This is a genomic window from Methylomonas sp. MS20, assembly GCF_050275925.1.
In the GTDB taxonomy this organism is placed as follows: domain Bacteria; phylum Pseudomonadota; class Gammaproteobacteria; order Methylococcales; family Methylomonadaceae; genus Methylomonas; species Methylomonas koyamae_A.
The window spans coordinates 1,104,952-1,130,094 of sequence record NZ_CP189962.1 but is presented as its reverse complement, the minus strand read 5'-3'; the positions used below and the strand labels follow the sequence as shown (position 1 = coordinate 1,130,094).

Genomic DNA, 25,143 nt, shown 5'->3' with positions numbered 1-25,143 from the left:
GAATTTTCTAACATACGCAACCAAAATCTACCCTTCCTCGAATCCGGACCTCACCCGAATTGTCCGTAACTATAGAAGATTGTTACATTCGCGCACTCGCGGTGGGTATTCGTGGGCGCGACACACTTTGGCCTTGGATCAAGTCTGGGTACAATGCGACATCCCAGCAAATTTCCGGAATAACGATATGGCCGACCAAGACGATAGCGAACAAATCTGGCGCGAAAAACTCAGCCCCGAGCAATACCACGTCTGCCGAGAAAAAGGTACCGAACCGCCGTTCACCGGCAAGTATACCGATTGCGAGGAGGCTGGCGTCTATCGTTGCGTGTGTTGCGGCGAACCCTTGTTTTCGTCCGATCAAAAATTCCACTCCGGCTGCGGCTGGCCCAGCTTCTGGGCTCCCATCGCCGGCGAAAGTCTGGAGCAGTCGCTCGATACCAGTCACGGCATGCGTCGCATCGAAGTCACCTGTCGCTCCTGCGGTGCCCACCTCGGCCATGTTTTCCCGGACGGTCCGCAACCGACCGGTCAGCGTTATTGCATCAACTCGGTTGCGTTGGATCTAGAAAAGTCATGACCTCTCCGCAACTCGCTCAAGATTTACTGGATTTCATCGACGCCAGCCCCAGCCCCTGGCACGCGGCTGCCACCATGGAACAGCGCCTGCTGTCGCGCGGTTTCCAAAAACTGGAGGAAAGCGCAGTCTGGCCGTTAAGCCTTGGCGGCCGATATTATGTGATTCGAGACGCTTCGTCCATCGTTGCGTTCATCGTCGGCGCCGCCGCGCCGGCCGAAGCCGGATTCAAGATCCTTGGCGCCCATACCGATTCTCCGGGTTTGCGGGTAAAGCCACGACCGGTCGTCGACAGCGATCGATTCGTACGCATTGCCGTCGAAGTTTATGGCGGGCCGATCTTAGCCACTTTCGCCGACCGCGATTTAAGTCTGGCCGGACGCATCGCTTACCGCGACGGCGATGGTAGCGTGACCACGACGCTGGTCCGATTTGCCGAGCCGCTGTTGCGTCTGCCGAACCTGGCCATCCATATGAACCGCGCCGTCAACGAGGATGGCCTCAAACTGAATAAACAAACGGAGCTGCCGCTGCTGCTAGCCAATCTGCCGGGCGATAGCCCGGCAAACGACGTGTTTTACGGCCTACTGGAATCGGCTTCCGGCTTGACGGAGGACCAAATTTTAAGCTGGGAGCTCAACGTCCACGACAGCCAAAAAGGTGCGTTCTGGGGCGCGGATCGACAATTCATCGCCGACAGCCAACTCGACAATTTGGCGTCCTGCCACGCCGGCCTGACCGCCTTGCTGAATTGCCGGGAACAACTCGTGGCGGCTACCCGGGTATGCGCCTTTTTCGACCACGAAGAAGTCGGCAGCGAAAGCAACAAGGGCGCGGCCGGCAGCTTCCTGGCCGACGTTCTGTCTCGAATTGCCGGGGCATGCGGCGATCGGCCAGACAATTATCCGCGCGCGCTGGCTCAAAGTTTTCTGGTCAGCGCCGACATGGCGCACGCCTACCAGCCCAATTTTCCGGCCGCCTACGAGCCGGGCCATAAAATCCTGGTCAATCACGGACCGGTGATTAAGATCAACGTCAATCACCGCTACGCCAGCGAATGCGTATCCGAGGCGATTTTCGCCCAGTTCTGCCAACAGGCCGGCGTGCCCTTTCAAAAGTACGCGCATCGCGGCGATCTGCCCTGCGGCAGCACGATAGGTCCGATCACCTCCGCCAAGCTGGGTATACGTAGCGTCGATGTCGGCTCGCCGATGTGGGCGATGCACAGCGCCAGGGAAAGCGCCGGCGTCGCCGACCACGCTTACATGGTCGGCGCACTGGAGGTTTTTTTCAGCAACCCTTAGTATTTCTACTATTCTTGCCGTGTACTCTTGCCCGGTAGAGAATAATTTTGTTTCCGATCTTTTCGTCCCACTGCAATGTTGCATTGCAGCGTGCAGCGTTTTACGCCAAATCAGCGCTCGTCTGTGGCTGGGTGTTAAGTACAGCGCACGCCGACGAACCGAATCTGGAATACAAAATCAAGGCCGCTTACCTTTACAATTTCACCAAATTCATCACTTGGCCAAACAACCCTGGGCCGTCGTTCAACATTTGCTTGATTGGCGACAACCCGTTCGGCAATCTGCTCGACACGCTGGAGACCAAAACGGTCGCCGACAAACCTATCCGTTTGCGCCACCTCGATTCCCTAAAACAGGCGCAGGATTGCCAGATTCTGTACGCCGAAAAGACCGAACAACGCATCGACATCAATCTGACCGGCGTCTTGCTAGTCGGCAACCTCGGTAAAACGCTGACAGTCAGTAGCCAGCCCTTCTTCGCCGAATCCGGCGGCATGATAGGTTTCGTGCTCGACGATGAAAAAGTGCGCCTGCATATCAACTTAAAGGCTTTGAAGCAAAGCGGACTATCGATCAGCGCTAAACTGATCGAAGTCGCCACGTTGGTGGAAGGAGGCGGCCGTGAATAAATGGTTTACCGCCCTCTCCATTAAAACGAAGCTGCTGACAATCGCGGTGACCTCCGCCCTATTTTCGATGTTGCTGGCACTGGTCATTCTCGTCACGATCAATGCCGCCGACGTCAAGCGCAAGGCTCAAGACGATCTGCAGGCCGTCGCCAGTCTGATCGCCAACCGCAGCGTGGCCGCGGTGATGTTCGACGACGCCGGCGTCGCCAAGGAAAACCTGATTTCGTTGAACAGTTTTCCGGACTTGCGTAGCGCTTGCGTTTACGTCAAGAAAGGTCATCTGTTTACCTCACTGGACAATCAGGCCCTACCCTGCCCGGACGTTGCCTACGGTCTGCATACCCATTACGACAATTTGATGCTGTATGTATACCAGGCGATGGTGGTTGACAGCGAAGAAATCGGGGCAGTGTATCTGGCCTCGGACTTGAGTGCGGCGATTTGGCGAGAACTGAAATTCGTCAGCTTGATTATTGCGGTTCTCTTCGTCGCGTTGTTCATCACCTTTTTGCTGACTGTCCCACTGTTGAATCGAGTCGCATTGCCGGTCGCCCAGCTCGCCAAAACCGCGCAGAGAGTCAGCCAAGATCACGATTATTCGCTACGAGCCGAAAAGCACAGCAGCGACGAAATGGGCATTCTGGTCGATGCCTTCAACGACATGCTCGACACCGTAGAAACCCAAAACAAAGCCTTAATCGCGGTCAAAAACAATTACCAGGCGCTCTACGACAACAATCCGACCATGGTCTTCAATCTGGACATGCAAGGCCGCATCGTATCGGTCAACCGCTTCGGCGCGAAGCAATTGGGCTTGGGCGTCGAAGAATTACAAGGCTGCGCGATCAGCAACTTCTCGCATCCGGACGATGCCGCCGGTTTCGAACAGTTTTTCGAGACTTGCCGCCACCACCCGGAACTGATTCATCGCCAGGAAAGCCGCAAAATTTGCCGCAACGGCAACGTGATTTGGGTCAGGGAAACCGCGCGCCTGGTCACCGACGAGTCCAACTTCCAGCGCTTGTTACTGGTCTGCGAGGACATCACCGAAACCCGCCGGCTGTCGGAAAAAATCGCCTATCAGGCCAGCCACGACGAACTGACCGGTCTGGTCAACCGGCGCCAATTCGATATTCACATCCAGAGTTTGGTGTCTCAAGCCGAAATCGACGAGAGCGAGCACGTACTCTGCTACCTGGATTTGGACCAATTCAAGATCGTCAACGATACCTGCGGTCATTTGGCGGGCGACGAACTGCTGCGCCAATTGGGCGAGGTCCTGCGCCACCAGGTCCGTAAGACCGACATTTTGGCTCGACTGGGCGGCGACGAGTTCGGCATTTTGATGTCGCATTGTTCGGTCGAGCAAGCCTTCTCGACCTGCGAGAAACTGCGCAACATCATTTGCGACTTTCAGTTTGCCTGGGAAAATCGTAGCTTTAATATCGGCGTCAGCGTCGGTATCGCTCCGATCAATCTGACCAGCGGCAATGCGGTCGACATACTCAAGGAAGCCGACGCCGCCTGCTACGCCGCCAAGGAAAAAGGACGGAACCGCGTCCACGTCTTCAGCCCCGACGACGAAGAATTGACGTTGCGACAAGGCGAAATGCAATGGGTCGAAAAAATCCGGATGGGGATAGAACAAAACCGTTTCCAACTTTACGGTCAGTTAATCGTGCCGATTGCCTCGAACGACGAAGGGCTGCATTTCGAAACGCTGATCCGCTATATCGACGAACAGGGCAAAGTCATTCCCCCCGGCGCGTTCCTGCCGGCCGCCGAGCGTTACAACATTGCTCCACCGTTGGACCGATGGGTCATTTCCCGTTTGTTCGAGCATTTGGCAACCACTCCGAACCTGCTGGAACGCCTGGAAATGTGCTCGGTCAACCTGTCCGGCCTGTCGATGTCCGACGAAACGATGCTGACCTTTATCGACGAGCAGTTTCAAAAATGGCATATTCCGACGCATAAGATATGCTTTGAAATTACTGAAACCGCCGCCATCAGCAATTTGTCCTACGCCCGCCAGTTCATTAATTCCTTGCGTACCAAGGGTTGCCTGTTTTCGCTGGACGACTTCGGCAGCGGCTTGTCTTCATTTGCATATCTAAAAAACCTTCCTGTGGACTTTTTGAAAATCGACGGCCTATTCGTCAAGGATATTTTGGAAGACCGGGTCGATTTGACCATGGTCAAATCGATCAATGAAGTCGCTCATGTGATGAGCAAGAAAACCATCGCCGAATTCGTCGAAAACCGCGATATTTTCGAGTTGTTGAAAACCTTAGGCGTCAATTACGCCCAGGGTTACGGCATTGCTAAACCGGTACCCTTGGAAGAACTATGAGTCAGCCCAAACCCAACGTCTTCGGCAAACGGTGCGTAGTGCCGGCCGTGTTGCTATGCGGCCTCGGTCAACCAGCCCAGGGTCAAGACCAGAGCATGACCGACTTGCTCGAACTGTCACCGGCCGAGCTGGCCAATATTTCGGTCAGCATTGCCTCGGGGACCGCCAAATCGGTATCGCAATCCGCCGCGGTCACGACTGTGATTACCGCCGACCAAATCAGCGCGATGGGCGCCACCGAGCTGCACGAAGTGCTGGAAACCGTGCCCGGCATGCACGTCAGTATTCAACCGGTCACCAACGATTACACCTATACGATGCGCGGCATGCGTAATCAAACCAACTCGGAAGTCTTGCTGATGTTGAACGGCACCCGGTTTTCGATTCCTTATCAGGGCTCGCACATGGCGGGGATGATCGTACCGGTCGAAAACATTCAGCGTGTCGAAGTCATTCGCGGGCCGGGCTCGGCCTTGTACGGCGCCGACGCCTTCGCCGGCGTCATCAATATCGTCACGAAAAAAGCCGGCGACCTCAACGGTACCACGCTAGGCGCGCGCGGCGGTAGCGCCGACCGCACCAGCACCTGGGCGCAGCACGGCGGCCATTACGGCGAATGGGATGTTGCCGGTAGCCTGCAATATAGCCATAGCGGGATCAATCCGGATCGTATCGTGGCGGCCGATGCTCAAACCGCATTGGATAACGCGCTGAACACGCACGCGTCTCAGGCACCCGGCGCCATGCAGACTGCCGGCGAGCGCTGGAACGCTCATCTGAATTTACAGCGCCAACACTGGGATTTGAACTTTTGGGCTTACAACCAGTCCGTTGGCTTCCCGGCCGGCGCCAGCGGCGCGTTGGATAATAGCGGCACGCTGGACGGCGCCCATTATTTAGGTGACGTCCGTTACTCGACCGAGAACGACCTGGAAAATTGGGAACTGCAATTTCACACCAGTTTTCTGCACACCGATTTGAACGGAAATAGCCGTAACTTTCCAGTAGGCACGGTTTTACCTATCGATGGGAACGGTAACCTAGCCGTGGATGCCAACGGCAATCTCAACCCCGCCACCTTAGTCAACTTTGTGTCGTTTCCAAATGGCATGCGTTTCGTCCCCGGTATCAAAAATACCGTCCCGAGCACCGAACTGACCAGTATTTACAAAGGGTTCGAAAACCACCTGATCCGATTGATCACCGGCTTCCGTTACGAGGAATTGAATGTCAGCGAACTGCGCAATTACGGCATCGGCGTCATCGACGGCCAGCAATTAGTCGTCAACGGCGACCTGACCGACGTCACCGGCACGCCCTACGCCTTCATGAACGACACCCATCGATCGATCTGGTCGGTCGCGTTGCAGGACGAATGGCAGATCTCCAAGAATTGGCAATTGACGGCCGGCTTGCGTTACGACGAATATTCGGATTTCGGCGGTACTTTGAACCCAAGAGCCGCGTTGGTTTGGGATATTAACGACGATCTAACCGGCAAATTGTTGTACGGTCAGGCCTACCGCGCACCTAGCTTCGTCGAGCAATATCAGAAAAATAATCCGCTGTTCGTCGGCAATGCCTCGTTGAGTCCGGAGACGATAGAAACCACCGAGTTGGCTTTCGATTACCGCCCCTGGAAGAGCCTGCGAACCACATTGAATGTCTATTACTACGAAATCAACGACTTAATCGGCGGCAAATTAACCAATCAGGGCGCCACGCTGTCCGAGGTCAACAATCCCGGTCAAGATGGGTTGGGCAGCGAATTCGAATGGGATTGGAAATTCTACGACGACTGGAATTTGCGTGGCAATTACGCTTGGCAATACTCGGTCGACCGAGCCACCCAACGGCGAGTCAGCAACGTCCCAGAACACCATGTTTACACCGCATTGTCCTGGAACTTTCATCCCAAATGGCAAATTCAGACCCAAGTCAATTGGGTCGGGCATCGGCTTAGCGATATCGGAGATAACCGGGTGTTAAAAGACTACCAAACCGTGGACTTGACGTTAAACGCCAAAAAACTGATGGGATCGCTCGATTTGACCGCGTCGGTACGCAACCTGTTCGACAGTCAGGGCAAGGAACCGGCCATCGCTAGTTATCCCTACAACTTACCGATTTCGGCCCAAACCTTCTACTTCGAAGCCGCTCTGCATTTTTAAACCGCTAGCCGCCACGCCGATTGCAGCCACTAACCAATATTCGACCAATTAAACGCTAAGCACCAGATTATTCTGACTGATGACGTCCAGCAAACGACCGACCATTCTTCGGCTCACCCAGGCCTCGCCGTCGGCAACAACCTGAATCATTTTCGCCAGATAGCCACTCAACGGACCGCTGTTTTGGTAGCCTCGACTGCCGGCAAGCAGACAATTCAAGATGCGGTCCTCGCCGATCTCGTCGCCGATCACCACGATCTTGCTGGCAGGACTCGCATTCAACAACAAGCCGATATAGTCCGGAGTTTCATCGCCCCGCAACGAGAAGCTCAGTAAAATCAAGCTGGGCTGCTGGGCCTCGGCGGCATTCAAAGCCTGTATTTCGTCGTTATAAAACGAAACGTCTTCCTCGGACATCAGCAACAATGGCGGGATCTGTCCGGTATTATCGACTACGTGGATTTTCATAACCTAAGGATGCTTAAAATTGCGAACACGCCCGCTCGATTACCGCTAGCCGGCCCCCCACCATACGAAATTGCGTGTCCGTCACGGAAAAAACTCAGTCAGCCAACTCGACAAATCCATGCAATCCGCGCTTGGAGTCCGCAGCCAGCCAGTCTTTTAAGTATTGCAGCTCTTCGCTGGATTGCAATTCATCAAGGCATTTTTTATGCCGAAGCAAGCGGAAAGCCGCGGACAATAATTTCAGCCGATCGCCGACGATGCCCGCCCGGCGCAAGCCTACCAAATTCAAGCGATAGTGTTTGGCCGGCCGGCCACCGATTAGCATAAAAGGCAGCACGTCCATATTAATGCCCGTTGTACCTTGAACAATCGCGTAAGCACCGACCCGGCAGAACTGATGCACCACGACGGCGCCACCCATGAATACATTCTTGCCGATATCGACATGCCCGCCGATCGCCACGTTATTGGCGAAAATGGTTTTGTCGCCTACCGAACAATCGTGCGCGACATGACTGTTGTTCATGAAATAACAGCCGGAGCCGATCTTGGTGCTTCCGCCCGGTTTGGTGGCTCTGTGCGCGGTAAATCCCTCGCGAAACGCATTGTCGTCGCCGATTTCCAGCCACGATGCCGTCGCCGGATCAAACCCGAGATCCTGAGGCAAACCACCCAGCACCGCTTGAGGATGCACGATATTCCTGGCACCCATTTTGACCCAACCATGCACCACGGCGTGCGCACCGACTTCGCAACCGGCACCGATCTCCGCCCCCGCTTCGATCACCGCGAACGGCCCAACCCGAACGTCCTTGGATAAGCTGGCATCGGGTGAAACAAAAGCCGTGGGATGAATCAGAGCGGTCATGGTTAGCCTCGCGGATGGTGTTGAGTGTGTAATTCTTTCAGCCTTTGCTGAGCGACGTGAGTGTATATCTGAGTAGTCGATAAGTCGGAGTGTCCAAGCAGCATTTGTACCGCCCGCAAATCCGCGCCGTGATTAAGAAGATGGGTAGCAAACGCATGGCGTAACGTATGCGGAGACAGGGGTTTATCGATGCCGGCTACCGCAGCGTAACGCTTGATCAAATACCAAAATGCCTGACGAGTCATGCCCTCGCCGCGCTTGGTGACGAACAGAAAATCACTTTGCCTACCCGCCAACAAGGCCAAACGCGGACCAGCGAAATAGCGCTCTAGCCAGTCCAGCGCGTCTTCACCGACCGGCACTAGTCGTTCCTTGCCGCCCTTGCCCATCACTCGCACCCATCCCTGCCTCAAATTGAGCTGGGCGAACGTCAATTCGACCAGCTCGGATACGCGCAATCCGGTCGCGTAAAGAACTTCCAACATCGCCCGATCGCGAAACCCCAACAATTCGCCTATCTCCGGCGCCTCGATCAATCGTTCCACATCCCGCTCGCTCAGCGTATCAGGCAATGGCCGCCCCAGTTTCGGCGCATCGATCAGTTGGGTAGGATCGCGCTCGATCCGTTGCTCGCGCAGCCAATAACCATAAAAACGCCGCAAACACGATAACAACCGGGCCGCCGAACGATTGCCGGTACCTTGTGCATGGCGCGCCGCCAAAAACCCCTTAATGTCGGTCTGATCGACCTCAAGCAAATGTTTATCCTTGAGCCACCTTGAAAACTGTTTTAGATCGCTAGCGTAAGCCGCCAACGTATTGTCGCTAAGACCTAATTCCAACCACAGGGCGTTCAAAAACGCCTCGACCACTTGAGCGGAATTCATGGCCTCGGTTACTTCTGCATCCTGGATGCTTCGTAGTTTAGCAAGCGGCTTTTCAACGCCAGATAATCACCGGAAGTCTCTCCCATGAATCCACCCAAACCGGATTTGGCAACGACACGATGGCAGGGGATCAAACCGGCATACGGATTGTCTCGGCAGGCGCCGGCAACCGCTCTCGGCCCGGAACCCAATTCCGCGGCAAGTTCGGCGTACGTTTTGGTCTTACCTGGCGGAATATCCAACAAGGCTCGCCAAACCCGGTTACGGTGTGCGCTACCGCGCGCCAGCATGGTCACATTCAATTCGACAAACTCCGGCTCCGTTAGAAACGCTACGAAAGGCTTTGCCAACGAAGAAACCGCCTCGCGTACCGACTCAGTCCGCCAAGACGCATCGACGACGACATCGCCAGTCATCGTGACGATTAAATTAGCTTCGCAAAATGGCACGGCGATGACACAGGTTTCGCCCTCCGCGACAGCCTCCCAACGAATGTGTAACGTCATCGTTGACTCCCAATGTCCGACAAAAAAAAAGGCAGCGAATCGGCTGCCTTTTTTGATGACTCTGCTTAACGCCGAGTCGCCGCCTCACCATTAAGACAGTCGTTCTTTAATACGAGCGGCTTTACCGGTCAGGTCGCGCAGATAATACAGCTTGGCTCGACGCACATCCCCACGGCGTTTGACTTCGATACTGCTGACGGCGGGGCTATGAGTTTGGAACACTCGCTCGACGCCGACACCGTGGGAAATTTTTCTAACGGTGAACGCTGAATTCATGCCGCGATTTCGTTTGGCGATAACTATACCTTCGAAAGCCTGCAATCTTTCCCGCTCGCCGTCCACAACCCGAACCTGAACCACGACAGTGTCGCCTGGGCCGAATTCTGGCACGTTTTGTTTAAGCTGAGCCGCTTCCAACTCTTCAATAATTTTACTCATAACCACACCCTATTAAACAATTTCATTTCTAAATTCACTCAACAAAGCCTCCTGCTCTGCCGTCAAGTTCAAACTCCGGAGTAGCTCCGGACGCCGCATCCACGTGCGGCCCAGCGCTTGTTTCAAACGCCAGCGCTTGATCGCCGCATGATTTCCGCCAAGCAACACATCCGGCACATCACCGAACTCGCCATGCTCCGGCCTCGTATAGTGGGGGCAATCCAACAAGCCATCCACATGAGAATCTTGCTTTGCCGACTCATCATCCCCCAATACGCCGGGAAGCAAGCGGGTCACCGCATCAATAACAATCAGCGCGGCAAGCTCTCCGCCACTGATAACATAGTCGCCGATAGACCACTCTTCATCGCATTCTTGAACGACAAATCGCTCATCGACACCTTCATAGCGTCCGGCCACCAATATCAACTGTTCGAATCGACTGGCCTCATGCAACAAATTTTGCGAAATCACTCGCCCCTGCGGGCTCAAATACACGACTTTAGTGCCACCTCCGGCGCAACCGGCTAGCTTTGCCGAGGCAACCGCGTCACGTAGAGGCTGGTATTTCATTACCATGCCCGGACCGCCACCGTAAGGCCTGTCGTCGACCGTTTTATGTCGGTCTTGAGTAAAATCTCGAGGATTCCAAACAGCAAGATCAACCAATCCGCGTTCTATCGCCCGACCGGTAACCCCAAATGCGGCAGCGTCGGCGACCATCCGCGGAAAAATGCTGATCACATCGAAGCGCATACCGCAACAGCCGTCAAAAATCGGCGTCCCAATCGACCAAAATGCAGCCTTTTTCGGTATCGACCTTGAGGATTGTTTGCCCCATCAGAAACGGGATCAAGCGTTCTTGTTGCCCATCCGAAACCACCACAACGTCATTAGCGCCGGTCTCCAACAAATGATCGACCACCCCCAACTCCATAGCGGCCTGATTAACGACCCTCAGACCGATTAAGTCGGTCCAGTAATACTCGCCATCCGCCGGCTCGGGCAACTGTTGTCTACGTATCAGGATATCCGACCCCATCAACGCCATCGCCGCGTCGCGATCATCCAAATCTTCGAGTTCGGCCACAACGGCAGCGCCTTGGCGCCTGCCGGCTAGGACCTTAAACTCGCGAATTTGATCGTTCTTCCTAAGACACCAAGGCGAGTAAGCCAAGATATTTTCTCGCGGATCGGTATAAGAAAAAACTTTTACCCATCCTTTGATGCCAAACACGCCGGAAATTTGACCGACGCTCAAATACTCTTCGGCAGACAAGCGGGATTAGGCAACAGCCTTGCTAGCGTCCTTGATCAGTTTGGCGACTCGATCCGAAGGCTGAGCGCCGTTAGCGGTCCAATATTGAACGCGTTCGGTATCCAAAACCAAGCGCTGCTCGCCGCCTCTCGCCAGAGGATTAAAAAAACCTACCCTTTCGATGTAGCGCCCGTCGCGGCTACTTCTGCTGTCGGTTACGACGACATGATAGAAAGGACGGTTTTTAGCGCCGCCTCTGGACAAACGAATACTTACCATCTGCACACCCTAGATAACAATGAGTCAAAAATTTAATCTACCTATTCTACGCGATTTGCCGCGCAAGAAAAGAAAAAATTGAAAAATCACATCTTCATGCCGCGCATATTGCTTTTCAGACCCCGCATCATGTTGACAATGTTGCCTTTGCTAAACTTTTTCATCATTTTCTCCATCATCTTGTGCTGCTTCAACACACGATTGACAGCATTCAAATCCAGACCGCAACCGTCAGCGATGCGCTGCTTGCGACTGCCCTTGATCAGATCGGGAAAGCGCCGCTCTTGCTTGGTCATCGAATTGATCACGGCGATTTGATGCACCAAATCCTTGTCGTTGACCTTTTCCTTAACTTCTTTCGGCACCGCGCCCATGCCGGGCAACTTATCCATCATGGCGCCGATACCGCCCATGTTTTGCATTTGCGTCAACTGCTCGCGCAAATCTTCCAGATCAAAACTTTTGCCCTTCTGCAACTTCTTGGCGAGCTGCTCGGCTTTTTTCTTGTCGACGTTCTGCTCGATGTCCTCGATCAGCGACAACACGTCACCCATACCCAAGATACGCGAGGCCAATCGATCCGGATAGAACGGCTCCAACGCATCGGATTTTTCGCCAACACCGATAAACTTGATCGGCTTACCGGTAATATGCCGAATCGACAGCGCCGCCCCGCCTCTGGCATCGCCGTCGGCCTTGGTCAAAATCACGCCGGTCAACGGTAACGCATCATGAAAAGCCTTAGCGGTATTGGCCGCATCCTGACCGGTCATGCTATCGACGACGAACAGTGTCTCTATCGGCTTGATCGCGGCATGCAGAGCCTTGATTTCAGCCATCATCTCGTCGTCGACGTGAAGACGGCCCGCAGTGTCGACGATCAACACATCCAAAAACTGGCGCTTGGCGGCATCGATAGCCCGATTAACAATATCGACAGGCTGCTCGGTGGATTCGCTGTCGAAGAACTTCAGACCAAGATCGTCGGCCAGGGTTTGCAACTGCTTGATTGCCGCCGGACGATAGACGTCCACGCTGACCACCCCGACCCGCTTCTTTTTCTTTTCCTTTAAATGCCGGCCAAGCTTGGCGACCGTCGTCGTCTTACCCGCACCTTGCAAGCCCGCCATCAAAATCAACGCGGGGGGATTGGTCCGCAGATTCAGCTCTTCGTTGGCCGAGCCCATCACTCGCACCAATTCGCCCTGCACCACTTTGATCAGAGCTTGCCCCGGCGTCAAACTGGTCTGAACTTCTTGACCCAGCGCGCGTTCCGTCACCTGCTCGATAAAATCGTTGACGACCGGCAGAGCGACATCGGCCTCCAGCAACGCCATTCGCACTTCCCGCATGGTGTCCTGGATATTGGCCTCGGTCAAGCGGCCCTGACCCTTGATTTTTTTGAGCGCACCGCTCAGGCGATCGGATAAATTGTCAAACATAGCTACGTCTTTATAGTTCTGAAGTCCTGGTGATGATCCGCCGTAACAATCGAATTACGACAATCAGGCCGCTTAGTTTAACATAAGCGCTTCGCAACGCCTTTCGATTCTTCCGGCCATGTACCTCAGCACAGCCATCGGCATTTTATCGATTCTGACCTACGCGCTCGCGGGGGCGGGAATCGCTAGAGAAATCCTTGCCGCGCAAAGACAGTCCTCACTTCCACTCAAATTGGCTTGGGCCGCGGCCGGCCTGCACAGCGCTTATACCTTCCTAAACATCCACGAGCAGAACGGCTTTTCGTTCGGTTTTTTCAACACCGCGTCGCTAACCGCGTTGGTCGTTGTCTGGTTACTACTGTTTGCCGCCCTCGATAAGCCGGTGGCAAAACTCGGCGTATTGGTATTCCCAGTGGCGGCATTACTTTTGGCTAGCGACGTAGCCTATCCAAGTAGACCCCATCCGCTCACCCATCACGACTGGCAGTTGACCGTCCACATTTTGACGTCGATTTTAGCCTTTGGCCTTTTGAATATCGCCGCGGTACAAGCCATTCTACTGGCGATTCAAGAACAGCAACTGCGCCATCATCACCCGAAGCAATTTATGTTAGCGCTACCGCCGTTGCAGGCCATGGAAGCGCTTTTGTTCCAAATGATCGCTACCGGCCTGGGGTTTTTAACCATTTCGTTGTTGACCGGCTTTCTGTTTATCGACGACTTGTTTGCACAGCATCTGGCGCACAAAACCGTGTTGTCGATTCTCGCCTGGCTGATATTTTCCGCACTGCTATTCGGCCGCTTGCGCTACGGCTGGCGCGGACAAAGCGCCGTGCAATGGACATTGATCGGCTTTACGTCGCTGTTGCTGGCTTATTTCGGCAGCAAACTGGTGTTGGAGTTAATCCTGAAGAAAATCTAGGTCGCGACCAGGCCTAACGACTCGTCAAGCGCGACAATTTCCCGCAACAGCGCCGTCGCGTAAGCGCCGGCCGGCAAACCGAAACCTAAGCGCAAAACCGCTTCACTCTCGAAGCCCCACACCAAATCGGTCGGCCTAACCACGAGCGCTCGCCTATCCTGCGTCAGGCCAGCCGAAATCAAACCTTGCGCCAGTATCGGCTGCGCCGCGACAATTCGTTGCTCTAGTTCCAGCGCATCGGCGCGAGCCCCACTAACGCCCTTGCCCCACAACGCACCGCTGCACTGAATGTCGCCGGCCGCCAGTCGCGCCGCCAGCGCCGAATCGATTTCATCCGCGGCAAAATAGCTGTGACTGCCGGCCAGCATAAAAGCCTCGCCAGTCAGGCCGGTACTCCAGCTACCGGTCGCCACCCGTTCGGCCAGAATCAGATTAAATAAATAAGACCGCGCCGCCGACAGGTAAATCGAGCGCTGTTCCGGTTTCACCCTGACACCGCCGAACATTTCAGCCGCTCGCGCGACATTGCGGCCTTGGAAACCAAAACGTTGTTCGCCGAAATAATTGGGAAATCCCAAGCGCTTGACTTGCTCGAGCTGGGCATCCAAACGTTCGCGGTCGCCTTGCCAGTTACGGATCAAAATCTCGAATCGATTGCCCTGTAGCACACCTCGCTTTAACTTGCGTGGGTGGCGAACTGCTTCCAGTATTTTCAGATGGTCTCCCTGCAACATTCTCCAATCAGGCTCCACCTTGCCGGGCAACCAAACGCTGAACCATTGCCGGGTGCGTCCGTGTCGGTCTTTCAGGCCGGCGTAACCGATGTCGCGCTGCCTAACACCGGCGTGGCGGGCCAGCAGCCGGGCGACATATTCGGTGTTTTCGCCGATTTTTTCGACGAATAGAAACACGTGCTCGCCACTGCCTTCCGGTTGGAAGCCGAGAATTTCTTCGACAAAGAAATCCTCGGGGATGATTTTAATGTCACCAGTGCCGGATGGGCCGCCGAAAGCGCGAGGCCAGTCCGGTAACGGAAATTCGCTCACTTTTCGATCAGCACCACAGCCTGCACCGCAATGCCTTCCTTACGGCCTTCGAAGCCGAGTTTTTCGGTGGTGGTGGCTTTGACGTTGATGAAATCGACATCGACCGCCAAGTCGGCCGCGATGTTGGCGCGCATCGCCGGCACGTGCGGCAGCATTTTCGGCGCCTGGGCGATGATGGTGACGTCGGCGTTAACCAGTTTGTAGCCTTTCTCCTGGACGATGCTGTACACGTGGCGCAGCAATACCCGGCTGTCGGCACCTTTGAAATTGGGATCGGTATCCGGGAAGTGCTTGCCGATGTCGCCGAGCGCCGCCGCGCCCAAGATGGCGTCGGCCAAGGCGTGTAGCACCACGTCGCCGTCGGAATGAGCTTCCAGGCCTTTTTCGTAGGGGATGGTGACACCGCCCAAAATGATGTGGTCGCCGTCGTTGAAACGGTGGACGTCGTAGCCTTGACCGACTCGAATCATGTTTGTTGCTCCATATAAAATTGCGCCAGCGCCAGATCGTCGGGCCGGGTGATTTTGATGTTGTCTGGGCGGCCTTCGACGATCTTAGGCTTGAAACCAAGGATTTCCAGCGCGCTGGCTTCGTCTGTCACCGCTGGATTGCCTTCGGTTTGCTGCAAGGCGTCGCGCAGCATGCCGTATTTGAACATCTGCGGGGTCAGGGCGCGCCAGACGTGTTTGCGGTCGATGGTCGCGGTGATGGTATCGCTATCGACATACTTTAACGTATCGTGCGAACTCAGCGCTAGAATGCCGCCGACGGCGTCATCCTTCAGACTGTCGATTTGCAAATGAATGTCGGCGGCGGTCAGACATGGCCGCGCGGCGTCGTGGACCAGCACCCAGTCGTCTTCGCCGGCCAAGCCTTGTAGGGATTTCAGCGCCGACAGCACCGAGTCGGCGCGTTCCTTGCCGCCGGGCGCGGTAATCACGTCGGGGTGTTTGGAAATGTCCAGCTCCGGCCAGTACGGGTCTTCGACAGAAATCGCCACGGCGACTTTTACGAAAGCTCCCGAGCCCAAAAGCCTAGAAAGCGTGTGTTCGATGACGGTCTTGCCGGCCAGCGGCAGATATTGTTTGGGGCGGTCGGCTTGCATGCGTTTGCCGACGCCAGCTGCCGGGACTACTGCCCAGCATTTGAGAATTTGATTCATGCGCTACTCAAGCACTTGAAAGAAGGTTTCGTTTTCCTTGATCATGCCCAGCTCGTAGCGGGCGCGTTCTTCGATGGTTTCCAGACCTTTGCGCAGGTCCAGCACTTCGGCGTACAGCGAGTCGTTACGCTCTTTTTTCTCTTGGGCATCCTTGGTCAATTCCTCCAGCCGCGCGCGGTACTCGCGAATCTGCGACAAACTGGCGTCGCCGAACCACAACCGGTACTGGAAGTGCAGCGTCAACGCGATGATGACAAGGATCAGGGTTTTGATGGCGGTGTCTCTTTAGAAAAGAGTAGGTTGGGTTAGCGAAGCAACGCGGAGCGTAACCCAACACGACGACTCTTAAAGTTGCGTCAATCCTCCGCTTTCGCAAAGGATCAACCCAACCAACGCTTTTTATTTCAGCATTTGGAACGCGCCACGGCCGGCATAGCGAGCTTTCGCGCCCAACTCGTCTTCGATTTTCATCAGACGGTTGTATTTGGCGACGCGGTCGGAGCGGCTCAATGACCCGGTTTTGATTTGGCCTGTGCCCGTAGCAACCACCAAGTCGGCAATAGTGGTATCTTCGGTCTCGCCGGAGCGGTGAGAAACCACCGCGCTGTAACCTGCCGCTCCAGCCATAGTGATCGCTTCCAGGGTCTCGGTCAAAGTGCCGATTTGGTTGACCTTGATCAGGATGGAGTTCGCGATGCCTTTCTCGATACCTTCTTTCAGAATTGCGGGGTTGGTAACGAACAAGTCGTCGCCGACCAATTGGATGCGGTTACCCAACTTTTCGGTTTGGTATTTCCAGCCGTCCCAATCGTTTTCGTCCAGACCGTCTTCGATCGAGATAATCGGATATTTATCGACCCAAGCCGTCAGGAAGTCGACCATTTCCACTGAGTTGAAGCTGCGGTTTTCGGCGGACAACACGTACTTGCCGTCGTCGAAATACTCGGAAGCCGCCGCGTCCATGCCCAGGTAGATGTCTTGACCGGCTTTGTAACCGGCTTTTTCGATCGCTTCCAGGATCACTTCGATGGCTTCTTCGTTGGAACGCAGATTAGGTGCGAAGCCGCCTTCGTCGCCGACGGTGGTCGCCAAGCCTTTGCCTTTCAAGACTTTTGCCAGGTTGTGGAATACTTCGGCACCGTAACGGATCGCTTCGCGGAAGGTTGGTGCGCCAACCGGCAGGATCATGAATTCTTGCAAATCGACGCTATTGTCGGCGTGCGAACCGCCGTTGATGATATTCATCATCGGTACCGGCAGAATGAATTCGCCGGATTTGTTCATGAACTGATACAGCGGTTTACCGGCTTCTTGCGCGGCGGCACGGGCAGCGGCCATCGATACGCCCAAAATGGCGTTGGCGCCCAGTTTGCTTTTTGCATTAGTACCGTCGAGATCGATCATTTTTTGATCCAGCGCGGCTTGGTTATCGGCTTGCATACCAACCACGGCATCTTTCAGCACGGTGTTAACGTTGTTAACCGCAGTCAACACGCCCTTGCCCAAGTAACGAGATTTATCGCCGTCGCGCAATTCGATAGCTTCGCGTTCGCCGGTGGAGGCCCCGGAAGGCACCATGGCGCTGCCGACGACACCTGAATCCAAATAAACTTCGGCCTCGACGCTGGGGTTGCCGCGAGAGTCCAGAATTTCTCTAGCTTTTACATCAACGATTCTCATGATCTTCAATTGCTCCGTGGGAGTGATGGGTAGGTTTAGTTGTTTTGTTGGTTCAAGGTGTTTTCGATCAAGGCCGCCGCTTTTACCGCGCGATCGAGGGTCATCAAAGTTTCCAGCAGTTCCTGCATTCGATGCAGCGGCCAGGAATTTGGCCCGTCACTCAAAGCGTCTTCTGGCTTAGGATGAGTTTCCATGAATAATCCGGCAATACCGACCGCAATAGCCGCCCGCGCCAGTACCGGCACGTGTTCGCGCTGGCCACCCGAGCAACTGCCCTGCCCGCCCGGCAATTGCACCGAATGGGTAGCGTCGAACACCACAGGACATTGGGTGTCGCGCATCACGGCCAAGGAGCGCATGTCGGATACCAGGTTGTTGTAGCCGAAGGATACGCCGCGCTCGCAGACCATGATTTGCTGGTTGCCGGTGGCCTTGGCCTTGGCGACCACATTGCCCATGTCCCAAGGCGCCATGAACTGGCCTTTCTTGATGTTGACCGGCTTGCCTTGAGCGGCGACGCTTTGGATGAAATTGGTCTGACGACACAGAAAAGCCGGTGTCTGCATGACGTCCACCACGGAAGCGACTTCCGCCAGCGGCGTGTCTTCGTGGACGTCGGTCAAAACCGGCACGTCCAATTGTTGCTTGACCTTTTCCAGAATTTGCAGGCCGGTTTCCAGTCCCAAGCCGCGAAAACTAGACATCGACGAGCGGTTGGCCTTGTCGAAAGAGGATTTGTAAATGAACGGGATGCCGAGTGCGCTGGTGATTTCCTTCAGTTTACCGGCGGTATCCAACGTCATTTGTTCGCTTTCGATCACGCAGGTGCCGGCGATCAAGAAAAACGGTTGATCCAGACCAGCTTCGAAATGGCAGAGTTGCATGCTTAACCTTGTTGTTTATGCTCGTTAAAGTGCTTTTTTGTGTTTGGCGGCGGCTTCGACGAAACCCGAAAACAAGGGATGGCCATTGCGCGGCGTCGATGTAAATTCGGGGTGGAACTGGCAAGCCAGGAACCAGGGATGCTCCGGCAGCTCAACGATTTCGACCAGCCGGCCGTCCAAGGATTTGCCGGAAAAACGCATGCCGGCGGCTTCCAGTTGTTTCAGATACTGGTTGTTGAACTCGTAACGGTGGCGGTGACGCTCGGTGATCACGTCTTTTCGATACACCTCGAAGGCCAGTGATTCGTCCTTCAAGCGACATTTTTGCGCGCCGAGGCGCATGGTGCCACCGATGTCGGAGTCTTCGTCGCGGGTGACCAGTTCACCGGCCTCGTCCATCCATTCGGTAATCAAGCCGATCACGGGATGGGGGCTCTTCGGCAGAAATTCGGTACTGTGGGCGCCTTCCAGGCCGACCACATTGCGGGCGAATTCGATCACAGCCGATTGCATGCCCAGGCAAATACCCAGAAAAGGGATTCTGTTCTCGCGGGCGAAGCGCACCGTCGAAATCTTGCCTTCGACGCCGCGCTCGCCGAAACCGCCCGGCACCAGAATGGCGTCGACATCCTTCAACCGAGCGGTGCCTTCCTGCTCGATGGTTTCGGAATCGATGTATTTGATCTCGACCTTGTGGCGGGTATGAATGCCGGCGTGCAACAAGGCTTCGTTCAAGGATTTGTAGGCATCGGTATGGTCGACGTATTTGCCGACGATGGCGATTTGCACCTCGTCGGTTGGGTGGGTCAGGCCGTCGACGACTTTTTCCCACGCGCTCAAATCGGCGGGCGGCACGTCCAGACGCAATTGGTTGACGACGATGTCGTCCAGCCCCTGCTCGCGCAACAGCAGCGGAATGCGGTAGATGGTATCGGCATCAATCGCGGTGATGACCGCCTTCTCGCTGACGTTGGTGAACAGCGCGATTTTGCGGCGTTCGCTGGCCGGGATGGTTTGTTCGGAACGGCAGATCAGAATATCGGGTTGAATACCGATGGTGCGCAGTTCCTTAACCGAGTGCTGGGTCGGCTTGGTTTTCAGTTCGCCGGCCGACTTGATATAGGGCACTAGGGTCAGATGGATGAACACCGCGCGGTCGCGGCCCAATTCGACGCCCATTTGGCGGATGGTTTCCAGAAACGGCAGCGACTCTATGTCGCCGACCGTACCGCCGACCTCGATCAGCGCCACGTCCTTGCCTTCCGCGCTGGCGTAAACCCGGCGCTTGATTTCATCGGTGATATGCGGAATCACTTGCACCGTCGCGCCGAGATATTCGCCCTTACGCTCGTTGCGAAGCACTTGTTCGTATACCTGCCCCGTCGTGAAGTTGTTTTTTTTGGCCATCGTGGTTTTCAAAAACCGCTCGTAATGGCCTAAGTCCAGGTCGGTTTCCGCGCCGTCCTCGGTGACGAACACTTCGCCATGCTGGAACGGACTCATGGTGCCCGGATCGACGTTGATGTAGGGATCGAGTTTGGTGATGGTGACCTTGAGGCCGCGGTCTTCCAAAATTGCGGCCAAGGAAGAAGCAGCGATGCCTTTCCCCAGCGAGGAGACCACACCGCCGGTGATAAAGATGAATTTTGTCATGAAAAATTTGCGCCTTGTCTAGCGTCTGGCAATGAGGTCAACACTAAACCGGAATTTTAACAGCTTTGTCCCATGCCTGCCGGGCAAATCTAGCCCTTGCGCCCCCACAGCAACCACTAAAAGCTCAGGCACATTCCTCACAGTAAGCTCACGACAACAACTGCCGTACATCAAGTTAGCAAGCGTTAAAACGCCAAGAATGCGACGAAATGTCGCACGAAGCGCCTGATCTCGAGAAAAAGACGGGCAACGACTGGCAAAACAAGATCGCGCACACCTTTATTATTTTTAATGTTACCCACAGTCAAACAATCGTGGCCATTGCCGAGCAACAAGGCGTAAAGTCCAACGCTATTGGAAGCGGCGCCGGAAAGTCGCTAAAGATTTTTCGATTCGTCAGCGTTGCGTCGTTTCGCCCAACGTTATGACATGGAATCCCTCTGTCAGCTGGAGGGCACATAGCTTACTACTAGACGCATAACATCTTCGAAAGGGCTCTAACAAAACCATTTCCAACTGTGCTTATACAAGATAAATATCAATTTTTAGCACAACTATATTTTCCCAATATACTCTTCCACGGAGTCAACGTATTTTCTCATTCCTGTATCTTCCACGTCGTTATGGTCCGAATACCCCTTAAATTGACGCTTGGAACTAGTCGCATAATAATGATTAATCCGAAACAGTTCGGGAGACACCACATCCATCCATGAATTTTCCTCACACGCCTTAACCCCATGAATAAACATTAGCTTCGTTAACTGAGGCCGGACAGCACATTTCTCTCGACCTAAGGACAAAACCTCCGGAGAACGTCGAATATAATTATTAATAATCAAACCCTTAGGAACCTGTTCAAATCCTGAATTTCCAAACCAGATCATCTTGAACTGCAACGCGGCTATATTTGGATGCTCTCGACTCTCTAAAAACTTCAAAAAATCTTGCTCGGCATTAACAGGATAGATAAACTCATCAACATCGATAAACAACATCCAATCGGAAAAACTACCGTATTTGTATAAACAATGGTGCATCTGTCCTCGCTGACAAAAACGCCAGCTATTATCGGGAGCACCGGACACGTAAGGATAATCCCAATCTATCAACGTCACAACTCCCTGGGCAATTAGAGGCTCCAACAAGTTACGTATCCGCCTTCTTTTTAAACTACGATTATCGTATATATAGAAATGACTTACGCCTATCATACGATAATATGCGATCCACTCAGGGATGAACCTATCTTCATCCTTCATCAACGTCGTCACACTTAGCTTATGCCGCGGCAATTCGACCGAATGATTCGAAAGCTGGAGAGAGTTAACGATTTGACTACCGTCCAACTTTAACGTAATCAAAACCACGGGCTTACTCCGACAACCAGAGGGAATCAAATATTTAATGATTGAAACCTGATAAGCCTCCTTTTCATCGGCAAAATCCTCAACGACCTGCCCAATAACTTCGCAACCTGAGTCGAATACGCATATTAATCTACTCCAGTCGGCAACGCGGTCATATCTACCAATAGCTACCACGTAATTTTTATCGCCGGAAACGAATACATCGTAGATAGCGGGCTTACCAGAAATTTTAATCTCGTGGCGACCGCCAAAATTCGGCAACGTCAGTTTCTTAAAGTAAAAAACCCAAATTGGATAATTTAACTGAACGAAATTATACGCAACATCCAGACTGACTTTTTTTCCCAGCCTCTTCAATAGGCTTAGCAGGACTCTCATACAAGCTTCCTATTCAGTGAAATCAGGCAAGTAATGATCCAAGGAACGCTTCATTATCTCTACCTCAGGAAACCATAACGCATCTTCCAAAGGCTTGTTCAACAAAACCACCGGCACTTTTGGATTAAAAATCGACGCCCAAGCTGATAAAAATGACGACGACCGGATTAGTGCGTCGCATTTCGACAACAACAAAGAATTAACTAACGCATCGAATCCTTTCGAATAATTATCGCCGCCCCCATCGAGACTATGAATTGCCTTAATGCCATCGCTGCGAAAATGGTCCTGATGGCTCACCACAGCAATATCTGGAAATTTTTCCAGCATATATTGAATAAAACGACTTTCATCACTAGCGACAAATAGAACATCGACGCTGGGGTGATCCGCTAAAAAATTTCGAATCGTTTGTTCACAATACGCCCAAGCGACTTGTGGCGCCTCGACTACTTTATCGGTACCTCGAAAATGAACCCCCAAAACATACTTACCTGCAAAATGCTCGGCAACGAACGCTTCCACCTCAGTGGAAATCACCGGATTGAACTCAATATATTCACGAAAAATCTCGCCGGCTTGTTCCAAGCTCAAATCGTGAAAACACCAACCCGGCATCCGTAAATCTCTGATACGTCGAACCTTGGTAACCAACCAAGGCCTATACTCGGCTGCGAAACCGGCCGCTGACATTGCTCGATTAGAAAAATAATACTTAAACCAATCGCGCCCCAAAACCGGATCCGAATAATTCTTCGTAGTAAATTCTAAATAGGGTACTAAACCCTGCTTCTTACAGAAATGCAAAACAAACAGCGCCCAATTCAGAACCGCGAAAAACCCTAAATTGGAATTCACGATCTCAATTGCAAAAACGCCTCGATTTAACCGTTGAAAATGCCGATAAAAATATGGCGTCAGCTCTGAAGCTACCGCATCGAAAGCTTGGCCGGGCGTTTTAATTGCAGCAATTCTCCACCAAATATGCCTCAGATTCATAACATTTCACAACCTAATTTTAGAGAACCCAATATCTCGGGAATAAAAAGAAAATCAGAGCAAAAATACCACCTAAAACCCCTGATCGACATCCTCCCGCAAACCAGGCCATCGACTGAATGCGAACACCCAAATCATGATGATATTCAAGACCGGCACCAATAATGCGATGACCCAACGTCCATCAAAGCCGGCTTTCCGCAGTATTCGAAATCCCAACCACAAACAAAACAAGATATAGACGGGCAACAAAATGAAAAACAACGCCATCTCAACCTCCCCGCCGCGCGTTTGGCCATTCCGCGAAGGCCAACTGGATGAATACGATTAATAAACCGAACACCGGAATAAAAACCAGTCCAGCCCAAAGCGGATTCAACCCCACTTTTTTATAGATTACGATAGTGGGAATGGCGATCATCATGCCGACGATCGCCGACTGCAAAACTTCGGCAAACATCTCATTTCTCCGACTAGGGTTTATCCATTCATCATCACACGCTTTGTCGAAACTGCCAAGACACTCGGTAGCAAGGTTCGTTTTTCGAACCGCTGACCCACTCGTCCACCCAAAGGCCAGCCACCGCCGCCAAGCGGCCATCCAGATATATCAACGGCCTCCACTCCCGTTCCCACGGAGGGGTGCCGGCTGCCTGATAGAGCTTTTTCAAACTATGCCGGCCGCCCCTCCCCGGCAACTTCAACTTTTCGCCGCCGCGCCGGAACCTCACCGTGACACTAGCCCGATCCCAAAGCGCTTGAGCGATGCCGTCAACGGAAACTTCCTTGCTCAAGCGACAACCGCCGCCCAATTCGATCTGCTGGGCATTGTCAGGCCAAACCACTTCGCCGTGCGTGCGAACAGCCGGATGGGCCGGCACGCAAACTAAGCGCTTGCGGTATCTTCGAATCAGCGCGCCCTGATAACATAATTGCGGGTTCGCATCGCCACGCGCATCGACGACCTGCGCCAGAATCGCTTCAGTTATGGCTCGGCTCGGCGGCCGGAGGCCGTTGCGAGCTAACCATTGCCGAATCAGCAAGCGACGGCGACTTGCCGCAACCGGCAGTTGGTCGATCGCCAGCTCGCCCCTGTCCAAACCGGATACGGCGGCCAATTGTGCTTCGGCCCACTCGTCCAGGCATTCCGCAGCCTCTCCACACAGCTCGGCCGACCGCGCCACCGTTTTATCCAGCCCAGGCCAGCGTTGTTTCAGTAGCGGTAGAACTTGGTTTCGCAGAAAATTCCGGTCGAAATCATTCGTGGCATTGCTCGGATCCTCTATCCAAACCAAGCCTTGCTGGCGCGCGTAGACCAATACCTCGGCCTTGCCCACTTTCAACAGCGGCCTGACCAAAGACCCTCGGCCCAGCGGCGATATCCGAGGCATCGCCGCCAATCCAGCCACGCCAGCTCCGCGAAATAGTTGCAGCAACACCGTTTCCAGTTGATCCTCGCGGTGCTGAGCCGCCAGCACCACATCGTCGCGGTCCAGCAAATCGGCTAGCGCGGCGTATCGAGCGCGACGAGCAGCCGCCTCCGGACTTTCACCCGGCGCAGCCGAGGCGTCGACAGTCAGCAGCAAGAACTCGACACCCAACGCTTCGCATTGCCGACGACAATGGGTGCCCCAGGCCGTCGACTTCGCTTGCAAGCGGTGGTCGACGTAGACCCCGCACAGCTTGGCTTGCCAATCCGGTTGCCGTGCGCACAGGTGCAATAGTACGTGCGAGTCCACGCCACCACTGTATGCGACATACAAACGCCCAACCCGCTCCGGCAGCGCGGAACTCACTGCCTGAAAGCTCAGCATAAGGCAACGCTCCAAAAAAAAGGCCGAGAGAAATCGGCCTTTTCTACGCTGATGT

The 25,143-nt window shown here is 54.0% G+C and carries 28 protein-coding genes; 7 read left to right on the top strand and 21 right to left on the bottom strand.

Going from position 1 to position 25,143, the window contains the following annotated elements; translation table 11 throughout:
• Window positions 1-187 precede the first annotated feature (187 nt).
• From msrB to ACQE3D_RS05000, 5 genes are all read left to right on the top strand, one after another.
• On the top strand, window positions 188-580 hold the full coding sequence (gene msrB, locus ACQE3D_RS05020) for a peptide-methionine (R)-S-oxide reductase MsrB (protein WP_064031061.1): 393 nt from the start codon (window positions 188-190) through the stop codon (window positions 578-580).
• Complete coding sequence (locus ACQE3D_RS05015) at window positions 577-1,881, top strand: M18 family aminopeptidase (protein ID WP_313728839.1); 1,305 nt, start codon at window positions 577-579, stop codon at window positions 1,879-1,881. Before msrB ends, ACQE3D_RS05015 begins: the two co-directional genes overlap by 4 nt.
• A 131-nt stretch (window positions 1,882-2,012) precedes the next feature.
• Window positions 2,013-2,510: a YfiR family protein gene (locus ACQE3D_RS05010; protein ID WP_231883738.1), complete on the top strand. Its 498-nt coding sequence runs from the start codon at window positions 2,013-2,015 to the stop codon at window positions 2,508-2,510.
• Window positions 2,503-4,863, top strand: a complete 2,361-nt coding sequence (locus ACQE3D_RS05005; RefSeq protein ID WP_064031058.1) for an EAL domain-containing protein — start codon at window positions 2,503-2,505, stop codon at window positions 4,861-4,863. The genes ACQE3D_RS05010 and ACQE3D_RS05005 overlap by 8 nt, the downstream gene beginning before the upstream one ends.
• On the top strand, window positions 4,860-7,034 hold the full coding sequence (locus ACQE3D_RS05000) for a TonB-dependent receptor plug domain-containing protein (RefSeq protein WP_313728840.1): 2,175 nt from the start codon (window positions 4,860-4,862) through the stop codon (window positions 7,032-7,034). The genes ACQE3D_RS05005 and ACQE3D_RS05000 overlap by 4 nt, the downstream gene beginning before the upstream one ends.
• 48 nt (window positions 7,035-7,082) lie before the next feature.
• Here the strand turns inward: ACQE3D_RS05000 and ACQE3D_RS04995 are convergent, their stop codons facing one another.
• From ACQE3D_RS04995 to ffh, 9 genes are all read right to left on the bottom strand, one after another.
• Window positions 7,083-7,502: a response regulator transcription factor gene (locus ACQE3D_RS04995; RefSeq protein ID WP_064031056.1), complete on the bottom strand. Its 420-nt coding sequence runs from the start codon at window positions 7,500-7,502 to the stop codon at window positions 7,083-7,085.
• 94 nt (window positions 7,503-7,596) lie between these two features.
• Window positions 7,597-8,370, bottom strand: a complete 774-nt coding sequence (gene lpxA, locus ACQE3D_RS04990) for an acyl-ACP--UDP-N-acetylglucosamine O-acyltransferase (protein ID WP_064031055.1) — start codon at window positions 8,368-8,370, stop codon at window positions 7,597-7,599.
• Between the two features lie 2 nt (window positions 8,371-8,372).
• Complete coding sequence (gene xerD / locus ACQE3D_RS04985; RefSeq protein ID WP_313728841.1) at window positions 8,373-9,257, bottom strand: site-specific tyrosine recombinase XerD; 885 nt, start codon at window positions 9,255-9,257, stop codon at window positions 8,373-8,375.
• 8 nt (window positions 9,258-9,265) lie between these two features.
• A complete protein-coding gene (locus tag ACQE3D_RS04980) occupies window positions 9,266-9,763 on the bottom strand; it encodes a methylated-DNA--[protein]-cysteine S-methyltransferase (RefSeq protein WP_064031053.1) in 498 nt (165 codons plus the stop codon).
• 90 nt (window positions 9,764-9,853) lie between these two features.
• On the bottom strand, window positions 9,854-10,201 hold the full coding sequence (rplS, locus tag ACQE3D_RS04975; protein WP_064031052.1) for a 50S ribosomal protein L19: 348 nt from the start codon (window positions 10,199-10,201) through the stop codon (window positions 9,854-9,856).
• Window positions 10,202-10,213: 12 nt separating this feature from the next.
• Window positions 10,214-10,957, bottom strand: a complete 744-nt coding sequence (gene trmD / locus ACQE3D_RS04970; RefSeq protein ID WP_071154801.1) for a tRNA (guanosine(37)-N1)-methyltransferase TrmD — start codon at window positions 10,955-10,957, stop codon at window positions 10,214-10,216.
• 13 nt (window positions 10,958-10,970) lie between these two features.
• The gene (gene rimM / locus ACQE3D_RS04965; protein ID WP_168031867.1) at window positions 10,971-11,480 is read right to left on the bottom strand and encodes a ribosome maturation factor RimM; all 510 of its coding nucleotides are present in this window, start codon (window positions 11,478-11,480) and stop codon (window positions 10,971-10,973) included.
• Between the two features lie 6 nt (window positions 11,481-11,486).
• Window positions 11,487-11,738: a 30S ribosomal protein S16 gene (gene rpsP / locus ACQE3D_RS04960; protein WP_064031049.1), complete on the bottom strand. Its 252-nt coding sequence runs from the start codon at window positions 11,736-11,738 to the stop codon at window positions 11,487-11,489.
• Window positions 11,739-11,824: 86 nt separating this feature from the next.
• Window positions 11,825-13,180, bottom strand: a complete 1,356-nt coding sequence (gene ffh, locus ACQE3D_RS04955) for a signal recognition particle protein (RefSeq protein WP_064031048.1) — start codon at window positions 13,178-13,180, stop codon at window positions 11,825-11,827.
• A gap of 118 nt (window positions 13,181-13,298) precedes the next feature.
• On the opposite strand from ffh, the gene ACQE3D_RS04950 reads away from it, so the two are divergent.
• Window positions 13,299-14,102 carry a cytochrome C assembly family protein gene (locus ACQE3D_RS04950; RefSeq protein ID WP_313728842.1) on the top strand — a complete coding sequence of 268 codons (804 nt, stop codon included), beginning with the start codon at window positions 13,299-13,301 and terminating at the stop codon, window positions 14,100-14,102.
• Here the strand turns inward: ACQE3D_RS04950 and truD are convergent.
• From truD to ACQE3D_RS04915, 7 genes are all read right to left on the bottom strand, one after another.
• Window positions 14,099-15,148: a tRNA pseudouridine(13) synthase TruD gene (truD, locus tag ACQE3D_RS04945; protein ID WP_313728843.1), complete on the bottom strand. Its 1,050-nt coding sequence runs from the start codon at window positions 15,146-15,148 to the stop codon at window positions 14,099-14,101. The two genes, ACQE3D_RS04950 and truD, sit on opposite strands and share 4 nt — an antisense overlap.
• Window positions 15,145-15,618, bottom strand: coding sequence for a 2-C-methyl-D-erythritol 2,4-cyclodiphosphate synthase (ispF, locus tag ACQE3D_RS04940; RefSeq protein WP_313728844.1), 474 nt, complete (start codon window positions 15,616-15,618; stop codon window positions 15,145-15,147). Before ispF ends, truD begins: the two co-directional genes overlap by 4 nt.
• Window positions 15,615-16,310 carry a 2-C-methyl-D-erythritol 4-phosphate cytidylyltransferase gene (ispD, locus tag ACQE3D_RS04935; protein ID WP_313728845.1) on the bottom strand — a complete coding sequence of 232 codons (696 nt, stop codon included), beginning with the start codon at window positions 16,308-16,310 and terminating at the stop codon, window positions 15,615-15,617. The genes ispF and ispD overlap by 4 nt, the downstream gene beginning before the upstream one ends.
• Window positions 16,311-16,313: 3 nt before the next feature.
• Window positions 16,314-16,583 (bottom strand): septum formation initiator family protein, encoded by a 270-nt coding sequence (locus ACQE3D_RS04930; protein ID WP_064031043.1) that lies wholly within the window; start codon window positions 16,581-16,583, stop codon window positions 16,314-16,316.
• Between the two features lie 126 nt (window positions 16,584-16,709).
• The gene (eno, locus tag ACQE3D_RS04925; RefSeq protein WP_313729460.1) at window positions 16,710-17,993 is read right to left on the bottom strand and encodes a phosphopyruvate hydratase; all 1,284 of its coding nucleotides are present in this window, start codon (window positions 17,991-17,993) and stop codon (window positions 16,710-16,712) included.
• A 32-nt stretch (window positions 17,994-18,025) separates the two neighbouring features.
• Window positions 18,026-18,874 (bottom strand): 3-deoxy-8-phosphooctulonate synthase, encoded by an 849-nt coding sequence (gene kdsA, locus ACQE3D_RS04920; RefSeq protein ID WP_168031873.1) that lies wholly within the window; start codon window positions 18,872-18,874, stop codon window positions 18,026-18,028.
• 24 nt (window positions 18,875-18,898) lie between these two features.
• On the bottom strand, window positions 18,899-20,527 hold the full coding sequence (locus ACQE3D_RS04915; RefSeq protein ID WP_064031040.1) for a CTP synthase: 1,629 nt from the start codon (window positions 20,525-20,527) through the stop codon (window positions 18,899-18,901).
• Between the two features lie 209 nt (window positions 20,528-20,736).
• On the opposite strand from ACQE3D_RS04915, the gene ACQE3D_RS04910 reads away from it, so the two are divergent.
• Window positions 20,737-20,955 (top strand): hypothetical protein, encoded by a 219-nt coding sequence (locus ACQE3D_RS04910; protein WP_281022433.1) that lies wholly within the window; start codon window positions 20,737-20,739, stop codon window positions 20,953-20,955.
• Between the two features lie 126 nt (window positions 20,956-21,081).
• Here the strand turns inward: ACQE3D_RS04910 and ACQE3D_RS04905 are convergent, their stop codons facing one another.
• The 5 genes from ACQE3D_RS04905 to tilS form a co-directional block, all read right to left on the bottom strand.
• Window positions 21,082-22,275, bottom strand: a complete 1,194-nt coding sequence (locus ACQE3D_RS04905; protein WP_313728846.1) for a glycosyltransferase family 92 protein — start codon at window positions 22,273-22,275, stop codon at window positions 21,082-21,084.
• A gap of 9 nt (window positions 22,276-22,284) precedes the next feature.
• Window positions 22,285-23,274: a nodulation protein NodZ gene (locus ACQE3D_RS04900; RefSeq protein ID WP_313728847.1), complete on the bottom strand. Its 990-nt coding sequence runs from the start codon at window positions 23,272-23,274 to the stop codon at window positions 22,285-22,287.
• Window positions 23,275-23,346: 72 nt separating this feature from the next.
• Window positions 23,347-23,544, bottom strand: a complete 198-nt coding sequence (locus ACQE3D_RS04895) for a hypothetical protein (RefSeq protein WP_071154794.1) — start codon at window positions 23,542-23,544, stop codon at window positions 23,347-23,349.
• Between the two features lies 1 nt (window position 23,545).
• Complete coding sequence (locus ACQE3D_RS04890; RefSeq protein WP_064031036.1) at window positions 23,546-23,734, bottom strand: hypothetical protein; 189 nt, start codon at window positions 23,732-23,734, stop codon at window positions 23,546-23,548.
• Between the two features lie 34 nt (window positions 23,735-23,768).
• Complete coding sequence (gene tilS / locus ACQE3D_RS04885) at window positions 23,769-25,088, bottom strand: tRNA lysidine(34) synthetase TilS (RefSeq protein WP_313728848.1); 1,320 nt, start codon at window positions 25,086-25,088, stop codon at window positions 23,769-23,771.
• Window positions 25,089-25,143: the final 55 nt, after the last annotated feature.